The following is a 24,278-nucleotide window of genomic DNA, read 5'->3' as shown; positions in this document are numbered from 1 at the left end:
TCAGAAAGAGAAATTCTTCAATGCTTCCGGCATGCCTTGCGCCATCGCCTGTTGTTCCTTGGCGGCGTAGGTGGCGGCATCCCAGACTTCGAAATGGCTGCCCATACCGAGCAGCATGACTTCCTTGTCGAGCATGGCGGCACTGCGCAGCTCCGGCGCGATCAGCACACGGCCTGCGCCGTCCATTTCCACGTCGGCGGCGTTGCCCAGGAAGATACGTTTCCACCAGTGGGCATCCATCGGCAATGCCGCAATGCGGCCGCGGAAGGTCTCCCATTCGGGGCGGGGAAAGAGCAACAGGCATCCATCCGGGTGCTTGGTCAGCGTCACCCGGCCCTCAGCCTGCTGTTGCAGCGCCTCGCGGTGCCTGGCCGGAATGGACATCCGGCCCTTGGCATCAAGCGACAGCGCCGATGCTCCCTGAAACAAGCTCGCCCCCCGGTTACCGCTGGCCTCGTGGCCTGGCGGCAGGTCGATCCATCCTGTCCCGCCTGCCGCGAATCATCGCAGAGCCGGGCCGCTTTTTCACACAAAAATACACTTCCTCACACTATTTCCCACTTTAGAGGAAGCGTTTTAGCGGGTCAAGGCTCGCCATCGGGCGATAAACGGGGTTTTTTTAATCAGAACAATGACTTAGCGCGCCAACTTCACGCACCACGAAAGTGAATCCCTAATGAAATGAAGATCTTATGGAGGAATGCAGAGAAACCACCTGAGAACCGCTGGGAGGGGAACTGCAGACAGCGAGAATTGAACAGAGTTCCACGCTGTGGGGAAGGATACAACGTTTTGCCAACAGGGCCGTCCGGACAAGGGCTTGCGGCAGTTTTCCACAGGGGAGCGAAGCAGTGCCAGACACGCGCGTCGAAACGCAAAGGGCGACGACGCGTTCGCACGCATCGCCGCCCTTCCGGACCCTGGTCTCAGATGCGATAGGCCGTGGTGGTCATCACGCGCGACGCGGCGCGCATCAGCGCGCGCACCGGGCCGGGCAGGGGCAAGCCGCCAGCATCGGTCGCGGCATTGCCGTGGCGGATCTCGTCATCGCGCATCTGTTCGAGGATTGCGCGCGAGCGGCCGTCCGCAGCGGGCAGCTGGTCCAGATGACCGGTGAGGTGGTGCTCCACCTGTCGCTCGGTCTCGGCGACAAACCCCAGGCTCACGCGATCACCTGTACGGCCAGCCAGCCAGCCGATTGCAAAGGCGCCGGCGTACCAGACCGGGTTGAGCAGGCTCGGGCGGGAACCGAGTTCGCGCAGGCGCTCGGCACACCAGGCCAGGTGGTCTTCTTCCTCCCGCGCGGCGGCATCCATCTGGGCGCGCACCGGCGCGCTGCGCGCCGTCAGCTTCTGGGCCTGGTACAGCGCCTGGGCGCAGACCTCGCCCACATGGTTGATGCGCATGAGCCCGGCCACATGACGGCGCTCTTCCGCGGTCATTTGTTCCGTGTCTGGCGCGAGCCTGTCAGCGGGGTTGTCGCGGTCGGGCCGTGTCGCGCCGGCGATGGCGCGCAGTGCCACATCGAATTCTCGAATCAGTGTGTCCATGTGTGTCTATGGAGAGGCGGGTAGCGCCTGGCGGCGTGCCCTACCAACGGGGTAAGCGCTGTCCGAAACGCGCCCTCGGGATTTCCCGCATTGTACCCGGCACACCGCGCGCGATGCCTTGCGACGACCCGCATGGCCGCGCCAGGACTGGCTCCAGGTACTCCAAAACCCTGAGTTGTGAAAACCAGACAAGACGTTTACCTCAGGGTCAACAAAATTCCGGCTTTTGCTAGAGTGATCGACAGCTTCCTTGGAAGTTAAGCGCCGAAGATGGAGAGAGGACTCAGGAGGTTCTTCCGCGCTTCACCTAATAATTTTAAGTGGAGATAACCCAGCATGAAAAAATCGCTTCTCGCGCTTGCCGCGTTGAGCGCGTTTGCCGGCACGGCAAGCGCCCAGACAAGCGTGACGCTGTATGGCGTCGTCGACCTGCCGATTGAATATAACAACCATCTGGCTCCGGGCTTCAACACCAACCCCGCAACCTGGGCGCCGAACGGCCGCCCGCCCTCGCTGGCCGGTGGCGGCAGCCGCGTCGGCCTGCAAACCGGTGGTGGCCTGTCCGGTTCGCGTTGGGGCCTGCGTGGCACGGAAGATCTCGGCGGCGGCCTGAAGGCCCTGTTCGTACTGGAAAGCGGTTTTGGCCTCGATGACGGCAAGTCGCAGCAAGGCGGCCGTCTCTTCGGTCGTCAGGCCTATGTGGGCTTGCAGAGCGATACGGTGGGCCGCGTGACCTTTGGTCGCCAGTACACGACGATGTTCGACATGTTCGCGAACTTCTCGCCGACCGGCTACGCCACGATCTATGAACCGGTGGTGGCCCAACTGGGCACCAACTTCCGTTCGGACAACACCGTCAAGTACACGGCCGTGGTCGGCCCCGTCACCGCCGAGGCGCACTGGAGCTTCGGTACCGGCGTGGCGGCGATCGGTCCGGTGCCGCTGGCTGGCGCCGGCGCGGGCGAAACCCCGGGCAACTTCAACAACAACGCGGGCGGTGGCGCCGGCGTGCTGTACCTGAGCGGCCCGCTGGGCTTCACGGTTGCCTACGACGAATGGCGTCCGACCGTCACGATCGGCCAGCCTGGCCGTTCGCGCAAGGTCGGCGCCGCCGGCAGCTATTCGTTCGGTCCGGCCAAGGTGATGGCTGGCTATCGCTACGGCCGCACCACGGACACCAACGGGGCGGAACTGCTGCGCGACAACTACTACTGGTTCGGCGTGAACTACCAGGTCACCGCACCGCTGGGTCTGACGCTGGCGTACTACTACGACGACGTGAAGACGATGCGCGCCTCGTCGGCGTTCCTGGCCGACAACCCCAAGAACCCGTGGCAGATCAGCTTTATTGCCGACTACAACCTCTCGAAGCGCACCGACGTCTACCTGACGGCGGGCTACGTGAAGAACTCGGGCCTGAACTTCGATACGTCGGCGGTCAGCTTTGCCAACGGCTACCCGCTGGAGCAGGGCAAGACCAGCCAAGTCGGCGTGGCGGTGGGTATCCGCCACAAGTTCTGATCCGCGGCACGCACATAGATCCTTGTCTTCAAGGCGCCTTCGGGCGCCTTTTTTCTTTGGGCCGCCGGCTTGCGCGCTAAGGGTCTCACCTCATGAGGATGTGCGGCCTGAACTACTAGAATGGCCCCGAGACCGGGACGTCCGGCCACCTACTCGGAGACACCCTCATGCACCACCCCCGCCGACGCGCCGTCGCGATGATCCTGTCCGCCGCTCTGGGCACCCTCTTGGGGCCGCTGGCGGCCGTGCCGGGCCATGCCGCAGATGCCTATCCGACCAAGCCGATCCGGCTGGTGGTGCCCTTCCCCGCGGGCGGCACCACGGACATCCTGGCGCGCGCGGTGGCAGCCGAACTGTCGAAGCTGCCAGGCTGGAACGTGGTGGTGGACAACAAACCCGGCGCAGGCGGCAACATTGGCACGGACATCGTCGCCAAGTCCGCACCGGACGGCTACACGCTGCTGATGGGGACCGTCGGCACGCATGGCATCAACCAGTCGCTCTACGGCAAGCTGCCGTTCGATCCGATCAAGGACTTCGCGCCGATCACCGAAGTGGCGTCCGTGCCGAACGTGCTGGTGGTCAATCCCGCGTTTGCGCAGAAGAACGGCATCAACAGCGTCAATGACCTGATCGCCTATGCGCGCGCCAATCCGGGCAAGCTGAACATGGCATCCAGCGGCAACGGCACCTCGATCCACCTGGCCGGCGAGTTGTTCAAGACGCAAACCAAGACCTTCATGGTCCATTTCCCGTATCGCGGCAGCGGCCCGGCGCTGACGGACTTGTCCGGCGGCACGATGCAGCTGATGTTCGACAACCTGCCCTCGTCGATGCAACTGATCAAGAGCGGCAAGCTCAAGGCGCTGGCGGTGACCAGCGCCAAGCCGTCGCCGGCCCTGCCCGACCTGCCGACGGTGGCCGCCGCCGCCAAGCTGCCGCAGTTCGAGGCCAGCTCGTGGTTCGGGCTGCTGGCACCGGCCGGCACGCCGCACGACATCATCAACCGCATCCAGCAGGAAGTGGCCAAGAGCCTGGCCACGCCGGCCATGCGCGAACGCCTGGTGGCCCAGGGTGCCGACCCGGTCGGCAATACGCCCGAGCAGTTCGCCGCCTTTATCCGTTCCGAGCACACCAAGTGGGCGAAGGTCGTGAAGGATTCCGGCGCGAAGGTGGACTAGGTCACGCGCACCAGCGCATATACTTGAGGCATCAAACGTTCAGCCGGCCCGCGTAACCACGTTGCGCGGACGGCACCGCCCTGAATCACGATGCCCACGCACCCTGCCGCCAGCGGCGCCACCGACGCCCTGCCGGTCGATCTCGAAACCCGTGCCGGCGAGACCAGCCACGAAGCCCTGCGGCTCTGGCTGCGCCTGTTGACGTGCACCAATCTGGTCGAAGGTGACATCCGGTCGCGCCTGCGCCAGAACTTTGCCGTCACGCTGCCTCGGTTCGACCTGATGTCGCAGCTGGACCGCCACCCGGAAGGACTGAAGATGGGCGAGCTGTCCCGCCGGATGATGGTGACGGGCGGCAATGTGACGGGCATCACCGATCAGCTCCAGCAGGAAGGCCTGGTGACCCGCGAGGCCCTGCCGACCGATCGCCGCGCCTACCTGATCCGCCTGACACCGGCCGGCCGCGAGGCATTCTCGCGCATGGCCCGGGCGCACGAGGAATGGATCGAGCAGTTGTTTTCAGGCCTCGCCGAGACCGACCGCCGCGCGCTGTTCCGCCTGCTCGGCCGCCTCAAGACCAGCCTGATCACGCCATGACGCCTTCCCTCTTCCGCCTGATTCCGGCGATGGCCGCAGCCGTTATCGTCGCCGCCTGCAACACGGCGCCATCGGCGCCGCAGGTCACGCCCGTGAATGCGACGGTCAAGCTCGGCCGCGTCACGGAGAAATCGTTCCTGACGCGCGTGGATGTGACCGACACCGCGAGCTATGGCGGCTATGGCGTGGGGGTTGGTGCAGCCGGCGTGGGCGGCGGCGGCGGTGGCGGCGTGGGGATGGGTTTCTCGATCGATCTCACGCGCCTGTTCAACCGGCAGCCGCCGCAGCAGATCGACCTGTTCCAGTACAAGGTACAGGCCACCGACGGCACGGTGGCCACGGTCAACGCCCCCGCCACGCCGGGGCTGGAGCCCGGCACCTGCGTGCGTCTGATCTATCCTGACGGCGCCGCGCAACCGCAGATGGGGCCGTCGAACGAATGCTGACACGGCAGTCGCCACAGGCGCTTGCAGTCAACCAAAGCAGAATGGCCTCCCGACTGGGAGGCCATTTCATTTCCGGCTAACCCCGGACCCTGATCCTAAGCAGCCTTGCGGCTATCGCGCAGTTCGCGGCGCAGGATCTTGCCCACGTTGGTCTTGGGCAGTTCGGTACGGAATTCCACGTACTTGGGACGCTTGTAGCCGGTCAGGCGCTCCTTGCAGAACGCGATCACGTCGGCCTCGGACAGCGCCGGGTCCTTCTTGACCACGAACAGCTTCACCACCTCGCCCGAATGGGTGTCCGGCACGCCCACGGCCGCCACTTCCAGCACGCCGGGGCACTCCGCCACCACGCCCTCCACCTCGTTCGGATACACGTTGAAGCCAGACACGAGGATCATGTCCTTCTTGCGGTCGACAATCTTCGTGTAGCCACGCTCGTCCATCACGCCGATGTCGCCGGTCTTGAAGAAGCCGTCCGGCGTCATGACCTTGGCGGTCTCGTCCGGACGCATCCAGTAGCCGGCCATCACCTGCGGTCCGCGCAGGCAGATCTCGCCCGGCTGGCCCAGCGGCAGCACGTTGCCATCGTCGTCGCGGATGGAGATCTCGGTCGACGGCAGCGGCAGGCCGATCGTGCCCGAGAACGCATCCGTGTCGGTCGGATTGCAGGTGGCCGACGGCGAGGTTTCCGACAGGCCGTAGCCCTCGATGATCGGGCAGCCGGTCTTGGCCAGCCAGTTCTTGGCCACCGCCTCCTGCACCGCCATGCCACCGCCGTTGGCCACGCGCAGGCCGGAGAAGTCGATCTTGCTGAAATCCGGATGGTTCAGCAGCGCGTTGTACAGCGTGTTCACGGCCGGGAACATGTTGAACTTGTACTTCTGCAGTTCCTTGATGAAGCCCGGGATGTCGCGCGGGTTCGGGATCAGGATGCTCAGCCCCCCGCTGCGCATGCCCAGCAGGCAGCAGACCGTCAGCGCGAAGATGTGATACAGCGGCAGCGCGGTAATCGTGATCGGCTGGTCGATATGGGTGCCCTTGTTCAGCGCCGGCTGCATCCACGCCTCGGACTGCAGCACGTTCGACACGATATTTCGGTGCAGCAGCACGGCGCCCTTGGACACACCTGTGGTGCCGCCCGTGTATTGCAGGAAGGCGATGTCGTCCGGGCCGGTGGCCACCGGCTTCAGCTGCATCTTGCGGCCTTCCGCCAGCACGTCGTTGAAGCGCACACAGTGCGGCAGCTCCCATGCGGGCACCATCTTCTTGACGTTGCGGACGACAAAATTGACGATCCCGCCCTTCAGCGTGCCCAGCATGTCGCCCATGCTCGCCACCACCACGTGCTTAACCGGCGTGGCGGGCAACACGGCCTGCAGCGTGGCCGCGAAGTTTTCCAGGATGACGATGGCCTCGGCGCCGCTGTCCTTCAGCTGGTGCTCCAGCTCGCGCGGCGTGTACAGCGGGTTGACGTTGACGACCACGTAGCCCGCGCGGAGCACGGCGGCGAGCACCACGGGGTACTGCAGCACGTTGGGCATCATGATGGCCACGCGCGCGCCGGGGCGCAGGCCGCGGGACTGCAGCCAGGCGGCAAAGTGGGCCGAGTACTGGTCCAGCTCGCCGTAGGTCATGGCGCGGTCCATGCAGATGAACGCACGCCGGTCAGCGTAGGTACGGAACGACTCCTCGAGCAACTGGGCGAGCGAACGGAACTGGCTGGCGTCGATTTCAGCCGGTACGCCTGCCGGATATTGTTTCAGCCACAGCTTTTCCATACCGTCTCCTGAATTTCTGAATGGTCGTTCGATTTTTGGGGAATGCTAAACGCGCGAGCCCCTTAAAGACAACACGTTAGACGAACTCCTCCACGAAGCGAATCGCAGAAATCGTGAATTATGCGTCACCCAGCGCGGTAAGCGAGGGAATACCCCTAGGGTTCCGGACGGGCCGCACGGCGGCGATCAGCTCGGCAGGACGAGCTTCATCATGTTGCTGGCCAACTCCCGCGCGAGCGTTTCGGTCTCCATGCGGCCGGGCTCGTGCCACGTGTACATGAATCCGATCACGCCGCCCATCGAATGGGCCGTCACGCGCGCGTCGCCGAAGGCAAAAACGCCTGCCGCGCGCCCTTCCTCCAGCAGGCCATACAGGTCGCGATAGAAGTCGCGCGCCATGTTGTTGAGCCATGCCACGGTGTCCGGCTTCAGGTACTGGTTGTCGCGGAAGCTCAGCGCGGCCGCCATGTGGCAGCTCACGCAGCGCCGCGCCATCTCCAGCAGGCAGGCATGCAGGCGCTCGCGCACCGGCAGCGACGGGTCGGCGGTTTCCCGGATGACCGGCAGGCAGGTCTGTGCGGATTCCCGGCACAGGATGTCGAAGATCTCGTTCTTGTCCGCAAAGTAATAGTAGACCGCGGGCTTGGTCACGCCGAGGGCGCGGCAGAGATCGTTCATCGTCATGCCGGGGTAGCCCTTGGTGTAGAAGAGCTGGGCGGCGGCATCCAGGATCTGGCGGCGGCGCGCTTCCTGCCGCTCGGCCACGTGCGAACGCGCCGGTCCATCGTCGGCCAGCGTGACGGCTTCCGTGGCGCGCGGAGTGGCGCCGGGTTTCCTGGGAACATGAGGCATGGGCGCAATTTTCGCATGCGCCGCGCGCGCCACCATCGGGAAACACGCGGCTTGACGGATGCGCCCGAACGGCGTCGGTTTCTACCGTCCGGTATCGGCCTTGTCTGCTTCGGTGCGTGCTGAAAGCGGCGTCACCTCCGTGGCCGGCGGTGCCAGCCGGCGCAAGGCTGCGTCGCGATCGGCCGCAGGCAGGTCGCCGATCTTGCGCGCGGCGGCATAGAAGCGGTCCCAGTCGCCGCCGGACTGCGCCAGCAGCGCGGTGAAGGCCGGCACCCATTGCTGGTACGTGGCCACGGCAGCCAGGTGCGCGTTGGTCAGCGGCTGGTCGAACCAGCGGTCGTAGCCGCTGTAGCCGCCCCACTCCGCCCGGGCGCGCGCGTACGACTCGCGCAGCTCGGCAAAGATGCGCGCCTTGCCCTCGCGCTTGGCGTCATCGTCCAGCGGGGACCGGTACAGCGCGACGAGCTTGTCGCGCGTGGAGAGCAGCATGGCGCGGAACTGGCGCCGCCGGTTGTCGTAGATCTGATAGCTGGCGCGCGCCTCCGGCGACGCCGCATGCGCCAGCCAGCGCTCCACGCCGGCCACCTCTACGGCCGTGGCAAAGGATTCGTTGAAAGCCGTGTCGTTGCGCACGTAGACCACCTGGTGCGCCAGTTCGTGGAAGATCAGCCGCGCCAGTTCGCCTTCGGGCAGGTAGACGAAGGTGTTGAGCAGCGGATCGTCAAAATAGCCGAGCGTGGAATAGGCCGGGATGCCGGCCACGTAGGTTTCCAGCCCCTCGCGGCGCAGGCCCTCGGCGTAGTGATCGGCATCGGCCTGGGCGTAGTAGCCGCGATACGTGATGCAGCCAACGACCGGGAAGCACCACTTGCGCAGGTCCATCGACAGTTCGGGCGTGGCGAAGACGCTCCACACCACATAGGGCCGATGCAGGTTGGCGTAGCGGCGATAACTGCCATTGTCAGGCAGCTTGAGTTCCCGCGACGCATAGTCGCGGATCTGGCGGGCCAGCGTGAGCCGCTGTGCCAGGCGCGCATCATTCGCGCCATTTGCCGTGGCGATGGCCTCGTCAAGCGACTGCGCCTGCGCCATCACGCCCAGATGGCCACCAATCGACTGATAGTAATAGCCGAGCGTGTCGCAACCGGCCGCCAGCGCCGCCGCGACGAGCACCACCAGGGCACCCGCCACGCGCCGGCGGGCCGGCCACCGGATCATGACGCGAGGACCTCCGCCTCGGTTGCGGCCTCCGCGGGCACCGCCTCCACTTCGACCAGGCAATCGTAGAACACCGGCGCGCGGCCCAGGTCCGTCAGCCGCTGGCTGGTCAGTTCGTTGGCGTTCTTGCCATCCGGCGCCAGCTTTTTCCACCAGATCGACAGGCCGACGACCAGCCCCTGCCTTGCGCGATCGGTCACGCGGGCCCGCGCCTGCAAGCTGCCGCGGTCGTTGTAGGCACGCACCAGCGCACCGTGGACGATGCCGCGCTCGGCGGCGTCCATCGGGTGGATGTCCAGGTGTGGCTCGCCTTCGGTGGCCCGCAGGCTGTCCACGTTGACGAAGGAGCTGTTGAGGAAATTGCGCGCCGGCGGCGAGATCATCGCCAGCGGGTAGCGGGCGGCCAGGTCCGGCGCGGACGACGCGGCTTCATACGGCGGCACGTAGGCCGGCACCGGGTCCAGCCCCTCGCGCGCCATCGTGTCCGAGTAGAACTCGCACTTGCCCGACGGCGACGGAAAGCCGCCCTCGGCGAACGGGGCGGCCGGGAGATTCAGCTTCTGCCAGCCCTGCGCCTTCAGACTGTCCCAGCTGATGCCGTCGGCGCGCTTGTCCCCGCGCTGGATGGCCTGCGCGGCGATGGCTTCGTCGCTGTCGGCGAAGCACGGCTCGGTAAAGCCCATGCGCGCGGCCAGCCTGCGGAAAATCTCGGTGTTCGGCAGCGCCTGGCCCATCGGCTCGACGGCCTGGTTGTTGGCCAGGAAGTACGTGTGGCCGTAGGCCTTGTGCACATCCACGTGCTCGAGCTGCGTCGTGGCCGGCAGCAGGATGTCGGCATAGTCGGCCGTATCGGTGCGGAAGTGCTCCAGCACCACCGTGAACACGTCTTCGCGCGCGAAGCCGGCGGCCACCTTCGACGATTCGGGCGCCACCGCCACCGGATTGCTGTTGTAGACGACCACGGCCTCGACCTTCGGCCCATGGCCCGTGGTGCCGTCGTCCAGCAGCGCATCGCCGATCGTGCTCATGTTGATGGTGCGCGGCAGACCGGGCCAGTCCGGCAGCAGGTCGGGGCGCTGCAGCGCCGCGTTGTCGACCGGGAAAAAGCCAGACGTCGACAATTGCAGGCCGCCGGCGGCGTGCCGCCAGGCACCCACCAGCGACGGCAGGCAGGCCACGGCGCGCACGGCCTGGCCGCCGCCGTGAACGCGCTGCATGCCGTAGTTCAGGCGAATGGCCACCGGCTGGCGCTCGCGCACCGCCAGCTGACCGTAGAGGCCGGCAATCCACTCGATATCCTCGACGGGGACGCCGCAGATCTCGGCCGCCCTGGCCGGCGGGAATGCCATCGCGCGCTCGCGCAGTGCGTCGAAGCCCACCGTGTGGCGATCGATGTAGTCCTGATCCAGCAGGCCATCGCGGATCAGCACGTGAATCATCGCCAGCGCGAAAGCGCCGTCCGTGCCCGGCATCGGCGCGATGTGGCGATGGCATTTTTCGGCCGTCAGCGAGCGATATGGATCGATGGCCACCAGCTTGGCGCCGCGCCGCTTGGCTTCCTGCGCGCGCGTCCAGAAGTGCAGGTTCGAGGCAATCGGGTTGCCGCCCCAGATGATCACAAGCTTTGCATCAGCCACGTGCTCCATGTCCATGCCGACACTGGCACCATACGTGTAGCGCAGTGCGGTGGCGCCGGCGCTGGCGCAAATCGTGCGGTCCAGCAGCGAGGCGCCGAGCTTGTGGAAGAACCGCGCGGCCATGCTCTCGCCCTGCACCAGGCCCATCGTGCCGGCATAGCTGTAGGGCACGATCGCTTGTGGATCGCGTGCGGCGATGGCCGACAGGCGCGTCGCCACCTCGTCGAGCGCCTCGTCCCAGGAAATCGGCTCGAACTTGCCCTCGCCTTTCCTGCCCACGCGCCGCATCGGCGTCAGCAGGCGGTCGGGGTGATAGGTCCGCTCCGTATAGCGGGACACTTTGGTGCACAGCACGCCTTGCGTACCGGGGTGGTCTGGGTCCCCCGCCACCTTGACGGCGCGGCCGTCCTCGACGGTGACGAGCAATGCACAGGTATCGGGGCAGTCGTGAGGACAGGCGGCGCGGACGATGCGGGTGGCCATGGCGGTGTCGGCAGGCTGAAGATGGGGGCGAAATACGATCGGATTCGCCCGGCAGGCGGGACCCGGGCGGCCCGCGCGGGGAGTCGACAATTCACGCCGGGGAGTGCGGCGGCGGCTTGTTTGCCGGCATGTCTGTGGCGCAACGGCCTCGCCCGGAGGTCCCGGACCGGGAGAAATTGTTTGGCTCCGATTGTATTCGATTATGATGTGCCGGCGCAGTCCGGCAAGCCGCCGGACGGTCCGGCCCCAGGCCGGAACCTCGCACTGGCGACAGACCGGGCAGAGGCGGCGTGGGGTTCCGAAGCAAAGCAACAAGAACTTTGATTTTTTTGACGGGGATTCACATGGTTTTGCAATCAGGGGTCAAGCGCCGGCGGCTTGCCGGCCTGCTGATGGCGTTCGCCATCGGTGCTTGCGGCGTACCTGGCGCCGCGTTTGCCGCCAACACCACGGCTGGCGAGGTGGGCGTGACCGCCGACACCATCCTGCTGGGCCAGTCGGCCGCGCTGACCGGTTCCACCTCGGTGCTCGGCAAGCAGATGAACGCCGGCGCGCGGATCTACTTCGACTACGTCAACAGCCAGGGCGGCGTGTTCGGACGCAAGATCGAACTCAAGGCGCTCGATGACATGTACGAGCCCGACGAGGCCGTCAAGAACACCCGGAAGCTGATCGAAGAGGATCGCGTCTTTGCGCTGTTCGGCTACGTGGGCACGCCGACCAGCCAGGCCGCCATGCCGCTGGCCAACCAGGCGCGCGTGCCGTTCTTTGCGCCGTTCACGGGCGCACAGTCCCTGCGCGAGCCGCGCAGCCGCTACGTGTTCCACGTGCGCGCCGGCTACGACGAGGAAACCGCCGCGATCATCCGCCAGATCCGCACCACGGGCCTGAAGCGCGTGGCCGTGGTTTACAACGACGACGCCTACGGCAAGGCCGGCATCGCGGGGATCGAGCACGCCATCAAGTCGCTGCCAGCTGACAGCGGCGTGCAACTGGTGGCGCAGGAAAGCGTGATCCGCAACACGGTGGAGATCGGCGACGCCATGCAGACGGCGATGAAGGCCAAGCCCGATGCCATCGTGCTAATCAGCGCATACCGCACTGTGGGCGCGTTCGTGAAGGAAGCGCTGCGCCGGGGCTACAGCGGCCAGTTCTACAACGTGTCTTTCGTGGGCACCCAGGCGCTGGCCAAGGAAGTCGGCCCGCAGGGCAGCGGCGTGATCATCTCGCAGGTGATGCCGCATCCGGGCAACGCCACGCTGCCGGTGGTGCGTGAATACCTGCGCCTGCTGCAGGCCACCGGCAAGCAGAACGACTTCGACTACGCCAGCATCGAGGGCTTTATCGCCGCCAAGGCATTTGTGGAAGGCCTGCGCCGCGCCGGGCGCGACCTGACGCGAGACAAGTTCGTCACGGCGATGGAGAGTATGCGCAACGTCGATCTCGGCGGCTTCATCATCCAGTTTTCGCCTGACAACCACGTGGGTTCCAAGTTCGTCGAGATGACGATCATCAACTCGCGGGGCGTGGTGATTCGCTGATTCCGGCACATCGCCAAAGAGAAAGGGGGCTAGCGCCCTAATGCCGTTCAGTTAAGTCTGGACGGCATTTTTGCTTTTTAGGGTTGTAAACCGGGTGTTGAGCTGTTAACTTCGCGTTCCGATGCTATCGGAACAAGTCCACGCCACCCTTGAGCTTAGTGAGCCGGCCAGTTTTGCCCGGCTGAGCGAGCATCTGCCGATGGCGTGGATTGAGCAGGCGCTGGCCGCCACGGGTACGGCGTCAGTCCGCCGGCGCCGGCTGCCGGCACAGCAGGTGGTCTGGCTGGTCATTGCACTGGCGCTCTATCGACATCAATCGATTCCCGATGTGCTCGAGACACTGGACCTGGCGCTGCCCAACGATGCCAACGCCTGTGTCAGCAAGAGCGGGATCGCTCAAGCCCGCGAGCGACTTGGCGACAAGCCTCTGTTGTGGCTGTTCGAGCAGACCGCGCGGGCATGGGTGGCGCAGGATGCAGCGCGCTACAAATGGAAGGGATTGGCGCTTTACGCCATGGATGGGACCACCTTCCGCACTGCCGATAGCCCCGAGAATCGCTTGCACTTCGGAGCCCAGAACTATGCCGGCGGCAAGGTCGCCAGCTATCCACAAGTCCGCGGTGTCTCGCTCACGGCTGTTCCCACCCATCTTGTTGCCGATATCGCTTTTGGCCGTTACGGGTGCAACGAGATGCTCTATGCCAAGGCACTTGTTGAGCGGGTCCCGGATGATTCGCTGACGATCTTTGATAAGGGCTTTCTGGCCGCCGAGATCCTGTGGGGCTTGCGCATGGCCGGCAAGGAGCGCCACTTCCTGATCCCTGCCAAGAAGAACCTGCAGTGGGAGCGACTATCAGGCAGCGAAGACGACGGCATTGTGCAGATGAAGGTTTCGCCTCAGGCTCGGCGCAAGAACCCGGCCTTGCCCGAGACCTGGAGCGCCCGTGCGATCCGGGTCGAGGGTACAGAGCGGATCCTGCTGACCTCATTGACGGATCGTCGACGCTTCAAGGCCGCCGATATCATCCGGTGCTACCAGCGCCGCTGGGAAATCGAAACCAGCTATCGTGAACTGAAGCAGACCATGCTCGGGGCAGAGCTGACCTTGCGCAGTCGCCAGCCTGAAGGCGTCTATCTGGAAATCTGGGGAGCGCTGATCGCGTATAACCTGGTGCGCCTGGAAATGGCCAAGGCTGCGCTCGAAGCCCGCGTTGAGCCCACGGACCTGAGCGTCATACTGGCCTTACGCTTGATACAGGGGGAGTTGGTCTGGGCTGCCGGTATGGCGCCGGGCAAGTTGCCAGCCCACCTGCAGCGCATGCGCCTCAAACTCCAATTGGCCATCGTCCAAAAACGACGGGGGCGTAAATGCCCCCGTGTGGTTAAAGCACTGCCCAAACGCTACACCGTTCGGGTCCTTAGCAAGGACACTAACTGAACGGCATTAGGCTAGCGCCCCCTTTTTTTATTAGCCCGGCAGCCCGGCCGGCAATGCGTGGCGCTAGGCCATGTCGTTGAGGTGACACGCCGAGAACCGCAATGGCGCGATCTCCTTCAGCACGGGTTGCTCCTCCTTGCAGCGCGGCATCGCGTACGGGCAGCGTGGATGGAAGTGACAGCCCGTAGGTGGATGCAGCGGCGACGGAATTTCGCCACGGATCGCCACATAGGTCTTCTTGCTGACCTCGAGCTTGGGGGCCTCCGCCAGCAGCGCCTGCGTGTAGGGATGGTTGGGCGCGGCGAACACGTCCTCGGTCGGCGCGGACTCCACCACGCGCCCCAGGTACATGATGACCACGCGGTCGCTGATGTGCTTGACCACGCCCAGGTCGTGGCTGATGAACAGGTACGTCAGGTTCAGCTCTTCCCGCAGGCTCATGAACAGGTTCAGCACCTGTGCCTGGATGGACACGTCCAGCGCGGCGACCGATTCATCGCAAACCAGGAATTCAGGCTTCACGGCCAGCGCGCGGGCGATGCCGATCCGCGCGCGCTGCCCGCCCGAGAACTGATGAGGGAAGCGCCGCAGCACGGTCGGGTCCATGCCCACCCGCACCAGCATGTCTTCCACATAGGCCTTCTGCGCCGCCTTTTCCACCATGCCGTGCACGACCGGCGCCTCGCCGACGATGTCGAGCACACGCAGCCGCGGATTCAGCGAGGCGTACGGGTCCTGGAAGATCATCTGGATGGCGAGTTGCTTTTCGCGCCGCTTGTCCGGCGGCAGACGGTCGAGGTCGGTGCCGCGCCACAGGCGCTCCCCTTCCGTCAGCGAATGCAGGCCCACCGCCATGCGGCCGAGCGTCGACTTGCCACAACCGGACTCGCCGACCAGGCCGACCACTTCGCCCGTGCGGATGGACAGGTCGACGCGGTCCACGGCGTGGACGACCTCGACGCGCTGCTTTGCGCCGAACACGTTGGCGATCTTCGCTGCGACGTCGAGCGATTTGACGAAGCGCTTTGACACGCCACGCAGCTCCAGCAGCGGCGCCGGCGGTGTCGCGGTGTCGGCGGGCGTGTCCGTGGCAACACTCATGGGATCACTGGCAGCGACGTTGGCGAGGGGATCGATCACGGGCGCACTCATGCTGCCTCCTGCTGGGCGAGGACCGGATGGAAGCAACGCAGGCTGCGGCCGTCCGGCGACAATCCCAGCGGCGGCTCGGTCTTGCAGATATCCGTGGCGTACGGGCAGCGCTCGCGGAACGAGCAGCCGCCGGGCAGGTTCAGCAGCGATGGCGTCATGCCCGGAATCTGGCGCAGCGGCGTGCCGCGCGGGTTGCGCGACGGCGCCGAGCCGATCAACCCGTGGGTGTACGGATGTTCCGGATGCTCAAGCACCTGGCGCACGTCGCCGGCTTCCACGATCTTGCCGGCGTACATCACGCAAACCTTGTCGGCCAGGCCGGCCACCACCGACAGGTCGTGCGTGATCCAGATCAGCGCCGTACCCGACTCCCGGCACAGCGTCTGCATCTCATACAAGATCTGGCCCTGGATGGTGACGTCGAGCGCCGTAGTCGGTTCGTCGGCGATGATCAGATCAGGCTTGTTGAGCAGTGCGATGGCAATGGCCACGCGCTGCCGCATGCCGCCCGAGAACTGGTGCGGGTAGGCCAGCAGGCGTTCGTCCGGCGACGGGATCCCCACGCGGGCCAGCGCATTGCGGGCACGCTCGCGCGCGGCAGCCTTGCTGACATTGTCGTGCGCGCGCACGGCCTCGATCATCTGGGTGTCGATGCGCAGGACCGGGTTCAGCGTCATCATCGGGTCCTGGAAGATCATCGCGATGCGGTTGCCGCGCACGTCGCGCTGCTGTGCCGGGGTGAGCGCGCGGAGGTCGCGCGTCACGCCGTCACGGCTGGTCAGTGCAATGCGGCCATCGACGACTTTGCCGGGCGGGTCGATCAGTCCCATGATCGAATAGCCGGTCATGGATTTGCCCGAGCCGGATTCGCCGACGAGGCCCATGATCTCGCCGCGCGCGACGGAGAACGATACGTCGTCGACGGCCTTGGCCACGCCGGCGCGCGTAAAGAACTGCGTCCTGAGGTGTTCGACGACCAGGGTTGGCTGAGTCATGTTCGCTCCTGGTCCGTTATTGCGTTTGCAGGCGCGGGTTCAGCACGTCGCGCAACTGATCCGCGACGAGGTTCATCGCCACAATGGTGAGGACCAGCGCGATGCCCGGGAAGAAACTGATCCAGTACTTGCCGGACAGCATGTATTGCTGGCCATTGGAAATCAAGGATCCGAGGGACGGCTCCGTAACCGGCACGCCGAGCCCGAGGAAAGATAGCGTGGCCTCCAGCGTGATTGCCGAAGCCACCTGCAGCGCGGCGATCACGATCAGCGGCGGCAGACAGTTGGGCAGCAAGTGCCGGAACATGATCCGGCCCGGCGGCAGGCCAAGGCAGGTGGCCGCCTCGATGTATTCCTTGCGGCGCTCCACCAGTGCCGCGCTGCGGGTGGTCCGCGCGTAGTACGCCCACTGCACGGCGACCAGCGCGATGACGATATTGCCGAGACCGGGGCGAAGAAATGCCAGCAGGATCAGCGCCAGCAGGATGGGCGGGAACGACAGCTGCAAGTCCGCCACGCGCATGATGAATGCTTCCGTGCGGCCGCCCAGGAAGCCGGCCAGCAGGCCCAGCGTGGCACCCAGCAGCAACGCGATCACGGTGCTGAGCACGCCAACGCCAATACTGATGCGCAGGCCGTACATCACGGCGGAGAGGATATCGCGCCCCTGCTCGTCCGAGCCGAGGAGGAACGTCATGCCGCTGCCGGCCTGCTCACCCGGCGCCAGGCGCGCATCGAGCACGTCGAGCGTGGCCAGGTCATAGGGGTTCTGCGGCGCGAGCCACGGCGCGAAGATCGCGATCAGGATGATGACAAGAAGCGTCGCCAGCCCCAGCACCGCCAGCTTGCTTTCGAAGAACTGCCGGACAAAGCGACGGAACGGCGTCTGCTCTTTCGCGCTGGCCGCCGGCTTTGCCGCGTCTTGGGATACGGTGTTGGTACTCATGGCTCAACCCTTGTTGTCGGCAATGCGCACGCGCGGATCGAGCATGCTGTAGACGATATCGACCATCAGGTTGATCAGGATGAACAGCGTCACGATCACCATCAGGTAGGCGACGATCACCGGACGGTCCAGCAACTGGATCGAGTCGATGATGAGTTTGCCCATGCCGGGCCACGCGAAGATCGATTCCGTGACAATGGCGAAGGCGATGATCGAACCAAACTGCAGCGCGATGACGGTGACGATCGGGATCAGGATGTTCTTGAGAACGTGTACGCCGACGATACGACTGTTGGAGAGCCCCTTGGCGCGCGCGAACTTGACGTAGTCCTGCAGCATCGCCTCCTGCGTGCCGGCGCGCGTGAGCCGGATCACCATGGCGATGTTCAGCAAGGACAGCGTGACCGCCGGCAGGATCAGATGGCGAATGCCATCCACGGTCAGGAAGGATAGCGGGATGCCGAGCACACGGACAGTCTCGCCGCGACCGTTGGACGGCAGCCAGCCCAGCTGCACGGCAAACACCATGATCAGCATCAGGCCAACCCAGAACGTGGGCAGCGAAAAGCCGAGGATCGATACCGTCATGATCGACTTGCCCGCGACGCCGTTCGGCCGCAGACCGGCCCACAGGCCGAGCGGGATGCCGAGCACGATGGCCAGCGTGATCGCGCACACGGCCAGCTCCATCGTCGCCGGCATGCGCTCGAAGATCAGCTTGAGCGCCGGCGTGCCATGCGCGAACGATGTGCCGAGATTGCCGTGGAGCGCGTTCTGCAGAAAGATCCAGTACTGCTCCCAGAGCGGCTTGTCGAGGCCGAGGGCGGCAATGGTGCGCTTGATGTCTTCCTGGTCCGCCTGCGGGCTGATCAGGATGTCGACGGGGTTGCCGATGGCGAAGACGCCAAGAAAGACGAGCAGCGACATGACCAGGAGCACAACCACGCTCTGCATCAGGCGCCGGATGATGAAGACCAGCATGTTCGAGACACTTTCCTTTCGCCGGCGCCCGCTACTGGCAGCCAGCGTGTTCGCGACCCACGGTGGGTAACGTGGGTTAAGAGGTGCTATCAAAAAGATTCTGGCGTCGTTGCCGTGGTCCCGCTATCGCTTCCTTTTGATAGCACCCCTAAGTCGCCCCGGCCGCGTCGGCAATCGTGCCGGGCCGGGGCCGCGATCATACCGGAGCCGGTTGCCAGCAGCAGTCCCGGTGAGGACTGCTGCCGGTCCGGCTTCCGCCGCCAGCTTACTGCGGCTTGAAGTTGTGCGCGTAGGTGCGTTCGTCGGTACGCGGCACGTACGTGATGCCCTTCTGCGTGGCCCACGTGGTCACTTGCTGGTGGATCGGGATGATGCCGCCGTCGTTGATGGCAATGGCGGTCGCTTCCTGCAGCAGCTTGGAGCGCTCGTTGTCATCCACGGTGGACAGCGCCTTCTCCAGCACCACGTCCATCTTGGGGTTGCAGTATTCGCCCCAGTTGGTCGTGCCGAAGCCCTTCTTGGAATCTTCGCATGCCAGCAGCGCACGCAGCGGCGAACTCACCTCGCCCGTCTGGGCGCCCCAGCCGAGCAGGCCGAACGACCACTCGTGCTTGATGCCCTTGGACGAGTACGTTGCCATCGGCATGCCTTCCACCTTGGTCGCGATACCGATGCGCGTCAGGTTCTGGGCGATGGTCTGGGCGATCTTCTCGTCGTTGACGTACCGGTTGTTCGGCGTGTGCAGCGTCACGCCAAAGCCGTTCGGGTAGCCGGCGTCGGCAAGCAGTTTCTTGGCGCCCTCGGGGTCGTACTTCACCGTCTTCAGCGCCGGGTTGTAGCCGAACAGCGTGGGCGGCACCAGGTTGTTGGTCGGCTCGGACAGGCCCTCCATCAGACGGTCCTTGATGCCCTGGCGGTTGATGGCCATGCTGATGGCACTGCGCACGCGCGCGTCCTTCAGCGGATTCTTGTCCATCGGCTGGCCGTCCTTGGTGGTGACGAACGGCGACTTGTCGCGCTTGGCATCGAAGTACAGGTAGATCACGCGGTGCGAGATCTTGGAGAAGAACGACAGCTTCGGATCCTGGCGTACCTTGGGCAGGTCAGGCGTCGGCACGTTCTCGATGGCTTGCACATCGCCCGAGAGCAGCGCCGCCAGGCGCGTGGCCGGGTTCGGGATGAAGCGCAGCGTCACTTTGTCCCAGGCGGGCTTCGGCCCCCAGTAGTCGGGGTGCCGCACGAGCTCTACCCGGTCGTCGCGCGCATAGCTGACGAACTTGAACGGGCCGGTACCGACCATGCCCTTGCCCTGCGCGAAGTCGTCGGAAGTCAGGCCCTGCGTGGCCTTCTTCTGCACGACGAAGATCGATGTCAGGTCGTTCAGCATCAGCGGATACGGCTGATTGGTCGTGAGCTGGATCGTGTACTTGTCGATCACCTTCTTGTTGATGATCGCCTTTGTGTAGACGTCGAACTTGCCGGGGCTGTTCTGGATCGTGGAAGGACGATCCAGCGACCAGGCCACGTCCTCCGTGGTCAGTTCGGAACCGTCGTGGAACTTCACGCCCTTGCGGATCTTGAATTCCCAGGTCAGGTTGTTGACGAGCTTCCATGACTCGGCCAGGCCCGGAATGATGCGGCTGTCCGGGTCGAGCTTCACCAATGTATCGAACATGTGCTCGGACACATTGATGTTGGAAAACAGGTTATAGAAATGCGGATCCATTGAGGTCGGCGGCGAGCTCATGGCGATCTTGAGATCTACCGCCTGAGCGGGCCCGGCCAGGCCGAGGCCGATGGCGCCTGTCAGCAGAACGGCGCCAACCGTCTTGCCGATTGCCGTCTTGACGTTGCGAAGGGACATCGCGCGATTCTCCCTGTGGGATGTCTTGAAATGACGATAAGGATCGGCCATGGCTGCCGTCAATGAGAATCGCCGCATTTTGGTGCGGCAGTTCTGCATGACGGACGACACGCGGCCGGCCGGGCACTTCAAGCATGAACTGTTCCAGCAGTGGAGGGCCTCCGCCATGCGGGGAAACCCACCCGGGATCGGCGCGCTGGCCCATGCTGCGCTGCGCCACGTATCGATATGCGATCGGCGGCGGATGCGTGCCGGCATGTCGCCGTCGGCGCGCCGCAATGCACGAAAACGTGACGACAGGTGCATGCTTTGGCGCTTTGCTGACAGGCATCGTATGATCTGGGGTATTCCATCGCCCGGTACGGCATCATGAAACTCATCCCCGAAATCCTCCACGCGCAAGCCGAAATCCGCACGATCCGACGCGACATCCACGCCCACCCAGAGCTCTGCTTCCAGGAGCAGCGCACGGCGGACCTGGTGGCGAAGAGCCTGGAATCATGGGGCATCGAGGTTCATCGCGGCCTGGGCACCACGGGCCTGGTCGGCGTCATTCGCAATGGCAACAGCGGCAAGTCGATCGGCCTGCGCGCCGACATGGATGCCCTGCCGCTGCAGGAAGCCAATACGTTCGGCCATCGTTCACAGCATGACGGCAAGATGCACGCGTGCGGCCATGACGGACACACGGCGATGCTGCTTGGCGCGGCACGCTATCTGGCCGAGCATCGCAACTTCGACGGTACGGTTCACCTGATTTTCCAGCCCGCCGAGGAAGGCGGCGGCGGCGCGCGGGAAATGATCAAGGACGGCCTGTTCAAGCGCTTTCCGTGTGACGCCGTGTTCGGCATGCACAACTGGCCGGGCATGCCGGTGGGAGCGTTCGGCACCACGGCGGGCCCGCTGATGGCGTCGAGCAACGAATTCAAGATTGTGATCCACGGCAAGGGCGCGCACGCTGCCATGCCGCACAACGGCTTCGACCCGGTGTTCACGGGCGCGCAGATCGTGTCGGCGCTGCAGGGCATCATCACGCGAAACAAGCGCCCGATCGATACCGCCGTGATCTCCGTGACACAGTTCCACGCCGGTGATGCGACCAATATCGTGCCGGACCAGGCGTGGATCGGGGGGACGGTACGAACATTCACCGTGCCGGTGCTGGACATGATTGAGCGGCGCATGGAGGAAGTCTCACGCGCCGTGGCTTCGGCGTTCGATTGCACGATCGATTTCGAATTCCACCGCAACTATCCCCCAACGATCAACAGCACCGCCGAGGCCGAGTTTGCCGTGGATGTGGCCGGCGAACTGGTGGGGCCCGCCAACGTCGACGCCAATGTGGAGCCGACCATGGGCGCGGAGGATTTTTCGTTCATGCTGCAGGAGAAACCGGGCTGCTACCTCTTCATCGGCAATGGTGAAGGCACGCACCGCGAGGCGGGTCACGGCATGGGCCCATGCATGCTGCACAACCCAAGCTATGACTTCAACGACGAGCTGCTGCCAGTGGGCTCGACGTTCTTCGTCAAGTTGGTGGAAAAGTGGCTGGCTCCGGCCTGATATTCAGAAAGCTCTGACAGGATGACGGGGCGATGACGCATACGCTGCTGGACGATGCAACGGCGGAAGGCTTTGCCAGGGTGGCGCTCGAGAATATCGTGCGCCGGTATCCGTACAAGGTAGACCACCTGATGACCAGCGCCGAGGACATCGGCGAGCCTGCGGCAGTACACCCGGTTTTCTACGGCAGCTACGACTGGCATTCATCCGTGCATATGCACTGGCTGCTGGTGCGGCTGCTGGCATTGCGCCCGGGGCTGGACGTCGCGCCTCGCATTCGGGAGGCGCTCGAAGCCCAGTTTCGTCCCGAATCCATTGCAGTGGAGCTTGAGTATTTCGAGCGCCCGGGTTCGCGCACCTTCGAGCGGCCTTATGGCTGGGCCTGGATGCTGCGGCTGCAGGCGGAATTGAATGTGCTGGGCGCGACCGATCCGCAAGCCGCGCGGTGGGCCACCGCCTGCGCGCCGCTGTCCGGTCATTTGGCGCAGCGGTTGATCGACTACATCGATATCGCCGACTTTCCTGTCCGCACCGGAACACACTTTAACAGCGCGTTCGCGCTGGTCATGGCGCTGATCTATGCGAAGGCAGACCAACACGTTGCGTTGCGCAAGGCGATCGTCCGCCGTGCACATCGTTGGTTCGGGCACGACCAGCGCTACCCTGCACGGTACGAACCCGGCGGTGATGAATTCCTCTCCGGCGGGCTGATCGAGGCCGTGTTGATGCGGCAGGTCATGGACGACTGCGGATTCGGTGACTGGTGGGAGATGTTTTCGCCGGGCCAGGCGGAACTCGCGACCTGGCTGACGCCGGTGGTCGTGGCGGACCGCACGGACCCGAAGATGTCGCATCTTGACGGGCTGAATCTTTCGCGCGCATGGTGCTGGCGACTGCTGGGCCCTGCCCTGCCGTCGCCGCTACAGTCGCTGGCTGTGCGAGCGTGGTCGGATCACCTGGAGGCGTCGCTGCCGCAGGCTGTTGGGGGTCACTACGTCGCCACGCACTGGCTGGCGTCGTTTGCGCTATTGGCGCTGGAAGACAGCGCCGTCATAGCCTAGTTCRTCGCAGAGGTGCGCACGTTCAGTCGAGGGCGATGTCGCCGTACCAGCTTTCGGCGCGACTCTTCGTGTTGTCGGTATCGGTCATGATGCCAACGGCCACAACCTTGCCCGGGTCGGCACCAAATGCCTGCCGATAGTCGGCGCGCAGATCACGCTCATGGCAACGCCACTCGTTGGTATGGCGCGTGCCCGAATCGACAACGATCATCCTCACGCGGTCAGTGTGCGGATTGTTCACGACACTGCCCTCCGGTCGACGTCCGCCCCAGATATACATCAGCGTCGCGTAGGGCATTTCGCGACCAGTTGTGATCCTGGCCATCTCATACATCAACTGATCACGGAGGGGCAACGTGCTGCGATCCCCCTCAAATGCCACAAAGATGCGCAGCGGCGCGTCTTCACGCTGGCCCATGCCGTTGTCCGCGCTACGAATGATGTCCCGCGTCTTCCACATCCAGCGCAGTGTGCCCGCATCGCGCTGGGCAAGTGGAACGTACAAGCCGGAGGCGGAACTCTCGGCCTGGGCATGCAAGACCAGACGCTGATCAACCTCTGTCAATGAGTACTGCGTCGGGAGCTTGTTCCGATTGACCGTCCAGGGCTGCCAGCCTGCGGGTAGCCGCGATGCGCCCTCGGATGTGGAGAACAACGGTAGATGGGAAAGCGCCGGCGCCGCGGTGACAGTAGGGTCTGCCTCCGCTTCGGCATCGCCACCGGCGTCCTGCTCGGGTCGGCCAAGGAGATTCGCGATCTCCAGCGGATCCGCTGCTGCGCCTCCTCTGGCAGTCATCATGCCGGCTTTTGTGCCAAACGTCTTGCAATCCACATTGGAGATTGCCGCCATCTTCGCCGACTCCGCGGGTGGGCTCCCCGCTGTCGACGCACATCCCGCAAGCAACAGCATGCCTGCAACGCCAGCCAGCGCTGGCAGAAACTTCATGGCCAACACCATGTAACCCCCTGAACCCCGAATCTCGTCACGTTCGTCGAATCCCAACATTCCTGCTTCTGGGCCCTTCGGCGCCGCGGCGTTGCTGTTGCAGACTGCTTCGCGCCAATACAGAGCGCTTGGGAGGAACATATCAGATGCATTTCTGCGCAGGAATGCTCCGCTACCCTGAATACAACAGCGGTGACATTGCTGTGGTTTCAGCGATTGGGACTAACGGCAGGGAAGACGTGAACTGAAGACTGCTTGAATGGCAGCTTGAATTGGGCAGAGAGCATGGAAATGCTCCCAGAGGGAGTGACATCGATTGGCGCCCGTCCGTGCGGACGTTACCGACATGCAAGCGTAAAAACGCGAAGTCTGACCCCTAAAAGCAAAACCCCCAGCTTTTGAGGGCTGGGGGTTTTGGGTATAAGAGCCTGGCGATGACCTACTTTCACACGGGTAGTCCGCACTATCATCGGCGCAAAGTCGTTTCACGGTCCTGTTCGGGATGGGAAGGGGTGGTTCCGACTCGCT

21 protein-coding genes and 1 rRNA gene are annotated in these 24,278 nt (G+C 64.6%); 9 read left to right on the top strand and 13 right to left on the bottom strand.

Going from position 1 to position 24,278, the window contains the following annotated elements; translation table 11 throughout:
• Positions 1-429, bottom strand: coding sequence for a division/cell wall cluster transcriptional repressor MraZ (gene mraZ, locus AC1DOX_RS23600; RefSeq protein WP_092142021.1), 429 nt, complete (start codon positions 427-429; stop codon positions 1-3).
• A 497-nt stretch (positions 430-926) separates the two neighbouring features.
• Positions 927-1,550: a 2-polyprenyl-3-methyl-6-methoxy-1,4-benzoquinone monooxygenase gene (gene coq7 / locus AC1DOX_RS23595; RefSeq protein WP_441621532.1), complete on the bottom strand. Its 624-nt coding sequence runs from the start codon at positions 1,548-1,550 to the stop codon at positions 927-929.
• Positions 1,551-1,886: 336 nt separating this feature from the next.
• Between coq7 and AC1DOX_RS23590 the strand changes: the two genes are divergently transcribed.
• From AC1DOX_RS23590 to AC1DOX_RS23575, 4 genes are all read left to right on the top strand, one after another.
• Positions 1,887-3,071: a porin gene (locus AC1DOX_RS23590; RefSeq protein ID WP_092142015.1), complete on the top strand. Its 1,185-nt coding sequence runs from the start codon at positions 1,887-1,889 to the stop codon at positions 3,069-3,071.
• A gap of 167 nt (positions 3,072-3,238) precedes the next feature.
• A complete protein-coding gene (locus AC1DOX_RS23585; RefSeq protein ID WP_441621529.1) occupies positions 3,239-4,252 on the top strand; it encodes a Bug family tripartite tricarboxylate transporter substrate binding protein in 1,014 nt (337 codons plus the stop codon).
• Between the two features lie 90 nt (positions 4,253-4,342).
• On the top strand, positions 4,343-4,849 hold the full coding sequence (locus tag AC1DOX_RS23580; RefSeq protein WP_441621527.1) for a MarR family winged helix-turn-helix transcriptional regulator: 507 nt from the start codon (positions 4,343-4,345) through the stop codon (positions 4,847-4,849).
• Positions 4,846-5,295: a hypothetical protein gene (locus AC1DOX_RS23575; RefSeq protein ID WP_441621525.1), complete on the top strand. Its 450-nt coding sequence runs from the start codon at positions 4,846-4,848 to the stop codon at positions 5,293-5,295. The genes AC1DOX_RS23580 and AC1DOX_RS23575 overlap by 4 nt, the downstream gene beginning before the upstream one ends.
• Positions 5,296-5,390: 95 nt before the next feature.
• Here the strand turns inward: AC1DOX_RS23575 and AC1DOX_RS23570 are convergent, their stop codons facing one another.
• From AC1DOX_RS23570 to AC1DOX_RS23555, 4 genes are all read right to left on the bottom strand, one after another.
• Positions 5,391-7,073 carry a long-chain fatty acid--CoA ligase gene (locus AC1DOX_RS23570; RefSeq protein WP_092142003.1) on the bottom strand — a complete coding sequence of 561 codons (1,683 nt, stop codon included), beginning with the start codon at positions 7,071-7,073 and terminating at the stop codon, positions 5,391-5,393.
• A gap of 186 nt (positions 7,074-7,259) precedes the next feature.
• Positions 7,260-7,925, bottom strand: coding sequence for a TetR/AcrR family transcriptional regulator (locus tag AC1DOX_RS23565; protein WP_441621523.1), 666 nt, complete (start codon positions 7,923-7,925; stop codon positions 7,260-7,262).
• An 81-nt stretch (positions 7,926-8,006) separates the two neighbouring features.
• Positions 8,007-9,143, bottom strand: a complete 1,137-nt coding sequence (locus tag AC1DOX_RS23560) for an aminopeptidase (protein ID WP_477101517.1) — start codon at positions 9,141-9,143, stop codon at positions 8,007-8,009.
• Positions 9,140-11,263 carry a molybdopterin-containing oxidoreductase family protein gene (locus tag AC1DOX_RS23555; protein WP_477101516.1) on the bottom strand — a complete coding sequence of 708 codons (2,124 nt, stop codon included), beginning with the start codon at positions 11,261-11,263 and terminating at the stop codon, positions 9,140-9,142. The genes AC1DOX_RS23560 and AC1DOX_RS23555 overlap by 4 nt, the downstream gene beginning before the upstream one ends.
• A 344-nt stretch (positions 11,264-11,607) precedes the next feature.
• Between AC1DOX_RS23555 and AC1DOX_RS23550 the strand changes: the two genes are divergently transcribed.
• Complete coding sequence (locus tag AC1DOX_RS23550) at positions 11,608-12,804, top strand: ABC transporter substrate-binding protein (RefSeq protein WP_441621517.1); 1,197 nt, start codon at positions 11,608-11,610, stop codon at positions 12,802-12,804.
• Positions 12,805-12,925: 121 nt separating this feature from the next.
• Positions 12,926-14,242 carry an IS4 family transposase gene (locus AC1DOX_RS23545; protein WP_441621515.1) on the top strand — a complete coding sequence of 439 codons (1,317 nt, stop codon included), beginning with the start codon at positions 12,926-12,928 and terminating at the stop codon, positions 14,240-14,242.
• Positions 14,243-14,305: 63 nt separating this feature from the next.
• Here the strand turns inward: AC1DOX_RS23545 and AC1DOX_RS23540 are convergent, their stop codons facing one another.
• From AC1DOX_RS23540 to AC1DOX_RS23520, 5 genes are all read right to left on the bottom strand, one after another.
• Positions 14,306-15,343, bottom strand: coding sequence for an ABC transporter ATP-binding protein (locus AC1DOX_RS23540; RefSeq protein WP_441621613.1), 1,038 nt, complete (start codon positions 15,341-15,343; stop codon positions 14,306-14,308).
• A 47-nt stretch (positions 15,344-15,390) separates the two neighbouring features.
• A complete protein-coding gene (locus tag AC1DOX_RS23535; protein WP_092141988.1) occupies positions 15,391-16,389 on the bottom strand; it encodes an ABC transporter ATP-binding protein in 999 nt (332 codons plus the stop codon).
• 16 nt (positions 16,390-16,405) lie between these two features.
• The gene (locus tag AC1DOX_RS23530) at positions 16,406-17,335 is read right to left on the bottom strand and encodes an ABC transporter permease (RefSeq protein WP_441621512.1); all 930 of its coding nucleotides are present in this window, start codon (positions 17,333-17,335) and stop codon (positions 16,406-16,408) included.
• 3 nt (positions 17,336-17,338) lie between these two features.
• Entirely contained in the window at positions 17,339-18,316 is a 978-nt protein-coding gene (locus AC1DOX_RS23525) for an ABC transporter permease (RefSeq protein WP_092141982.1), read from the bottom strand.
• Between the two features lie 265 nt (positions 18,317-18,581).
• Positions 18,582-20,180 carry an ABC transporter substrate-binding protein gene (locus AC1DOX_RS23520; RefSeq protein ID WP_441621510.1) on the bottom strand — a complete coding sequence of 533 codons (1,599 nt, stop codon included), beginning with the start codon at positions 20,178-20,180 and terminating at the stop codon, positions 18,582-18,584.
• A gap of 49 nt (positions 20,181-20,229) precedes the next feature.
• Between AC1DOX_RS23520 and AC1DOX_RS23515 the strand changes: the two genes are divergently transcribed.
• The 3 genes from AC1DOX_RS23515 to AC1DOX_RS23505 are packed head-to-tail and all read left to right on the top strand — an operon-like array spanning position 20,230 to position 22,804.
• Positions 20,230-20,553 (top strand): hypothetical protein, encoded by a 324-nt coding sequence (locus AC1DOX_RS23515; protein ID WP_441621508.1) that lies wholly within the window; start codon positions 20,230-20,232, stop codon positions 20,551-20,553.
• A complete protein-coding gene (locus AC1DOX_RS23510; RefSeq protein ID WP_441621506.1) occupies positions 20,550-21,743 on the top strand; it encodes a M20 aminoacylase family protein in 1,194 nt (397 codons plus the stop codon). The genes AC1DOX_RS23515 and AC1DOX_RS23510 overlap by 4 nt, the downstream gene beginning before the upstream one ends.
• Before the next feature lie 32 nt (positions 21,744-21,775).
• The gene (locus tag AC1DOX_RS23505) at positions 21,776-22,804 is read left to right on the top strand and encodes a DUF2891 domain-containing protein (protein WP_441621504.1); all 1,029 of its coding nucleotides are present in this window, start codon (positions 21,776-21,778) and stop codon (positions 22,802-22,804) included.
• A gap of 22 nt (positions 22,805-22,826) precedes the next feature.
• Here the strand turns inward: AC1DOX_RS23505 and AC1DOX_RS23500 are convergent, their stop codons facing one another.
• Both AC1DOX_RS23500 and rrf read right to left on the bottom strand, forming a co-directional pair.
• Positions 22,827-23,810 (bottom strand): DUF3047 domain-containing protein, encoded by a 984-nt coding sequence (locus tag AC1DOX_RS23500; protein ID WP_441621502.1) that lies wholly within the window; start codon positions 23,808-23,810, stop codon positions 22,827-22,829.
• Positions 23,811-24,176: 366 nt separating this feature from the next.
• A 5S ribosomal RNA gene (gene rrf / locus AC1DOX_RS23495) occupies positions 24,177-24,278 on the bottom strand; the annotation flags it as partial.

Source organism: Cupriavidus sp. 01L415, from assembly GCF_056400065.1.
The sequence above is the reverse complement of the archived record's forward strand: the minus strand, read 5'-3'. Positions and strand labels throughout refer to the sequence as shown.

What these genes read in the sequence shown, in the direction of transcription:
- AC1DOX_RS23505 (WP_441621504.1), top strand. Translation starts at nt 21,776, where the DNA reads ATGACGCATACGCTGCTGGACGATGCAACGGCGGAAGGCTTTGCCAGG.
- AC1DOX_RS23560 (WP_477101517.1), bottom strand. Translation starts at nt 9,143, where the DNA reads ATGATCCGGTGGCCGGCCCGCCGGCGCGTGGCGGGTGCCCTGGTGGTG.
- AC1DOX_RS23535 (WP_092141988.1), bottom strand. Translation starts at nt 16,389, where the DNA reads ATGACTCAGCCAACCCTGGTCGTCGAACACCTCAGGACGCAGTTCTTT.
- AC1DOX_RS23590 (WP_092142015.1), top strand. Translation starts at nt 1,887, where the DNA reads ATGAAAAAATCGCTTCTCGCGCTTGCCGCGTTGAGCGCGTTTGCCGGC.
- AC1DOX_RS23520 (WP_441621510.1), bottom strand. Translation starts at nt 20,180, where the DNA reads ATGTCCCTTCGCAACGTCAAGACGGCAATCGGCAAGACGGTTGGCGCC.
- AC1DOX_RS23570 (WP_092142003.1), bottom strand. Translation starts at nt 7,073, where the DNA reads ATGGAAAAGCTGTGGCTGAAACAATATCCGGCAGGCGTACCGGCTGAA.
- AC1DOX_RS23550 (WP_441621517.1), top strand. Translation starts at nt 11,608, where the DNA reads ATGGTTTTGCAATCAGGGGTCAAGCGCCGGCGGCTTGCCGGCCTGCTG.
- AC1DOX_RS23500 (WP_441621502.1), bottom strand. Translation starts at nt 23,810, where the DNA reads ATGTTGGGATTCGACGAACGTGACGAGATTCGGGGTTCAGGGGGTTAC.
- AC1DOX_RS23530 (WP_441621512.1), bottom strand. Translation starts at nt 17,335, where the DNA reads ATGAGTACCAACACCGTATCCCAAGACGCGGCAAAGCCGGCGGCCAGC.
- coq7 (WP_441621532.1), bottom strand. Translation starts at nt 1,550, where the DNA reads ATGGACACACTGATTCGAGAATTCGATGTGGCACTGCGCGCCATCGCC.
- AC1DOX_RS23585 (WP_441621529.1), top strand. Translation starts at nt 3,239, where the DNA reads ATGCACCACCCCCGCCGACGCGCCGTCGCGATGATCCTGTCCGCCGCT.
- AC1DOX_RS23555 (WP_477101516.1), bottom strand. Translation starts at nt 11,263, where the DNA reads ATGGCCACCCGCATCGTCCGCGCCGCCTGTCCTCACGACTGCCCCGAT.
- AC1DOX_RS23525 (WP_092141982.1), bottom strand. Translation starts at nt 18,316, where the DNA reads ATGCTGGTCTTCATCATCCGGCGCCTGATGCAGAGCGTGGTTGTGCTC.
- AC1DOX_RS23510 (WP_441621506.1), top strand. Translation starts at nt 20,550, where the DNA reads ATGAAACTCATCCCCGAAATCCTCCACGCGCAAGCCGAAATCCGCACG.
- AC1DOX_RS23580 (WP_441621527.1), top strand. Translation starts at nt 4,343, where the DNA reads ATGCCCACGCACCCTGCCGCCAGCGGCGCCACCGACGCCCTGCCGGTC.
- AC1DOX_RS23565 (WP_441621523.1), bottom strand. Translation starts at nt 7,925, where the DNA reads ATGCCTCATGTTCCCAGGAAACCCGGCGCCACTCCGCGCGCCACGGAA.
- AC1DOX_RS23575 (WP_441621525.1), top strand. Translation starts at nt 4,846, where the DNA reads ATGACGCCTTCCCTCTTCCGCCTGATTCCGGCGATGGCCGCAGCCGTT.
- AC1DOX_RS23545 (WP_441621515.1), top strand. Translation starts at nt 12,926, where the DNA reads ATGCTATCGGAACAAGTCCACGCCACCCTTGAGCTTAGTGAGCCGGCC.
- AC1DOX_RS23540 (WP_441621613.1), bottom strand. Translation starts at nt 15,343, where the DNA reads ATGAGTGTTGCCACGGACACGCCCGCCGACACCGCGACACCGCCGGCG.
- AC1DOX_RS23515 (WP_441621508.1), top strand. Translation starts at nt 20,230, where the DNA reads ATGGCTGCCGTCAATGAGAATCGCCGCATTTTGGTGCGGCAGTTCTGC.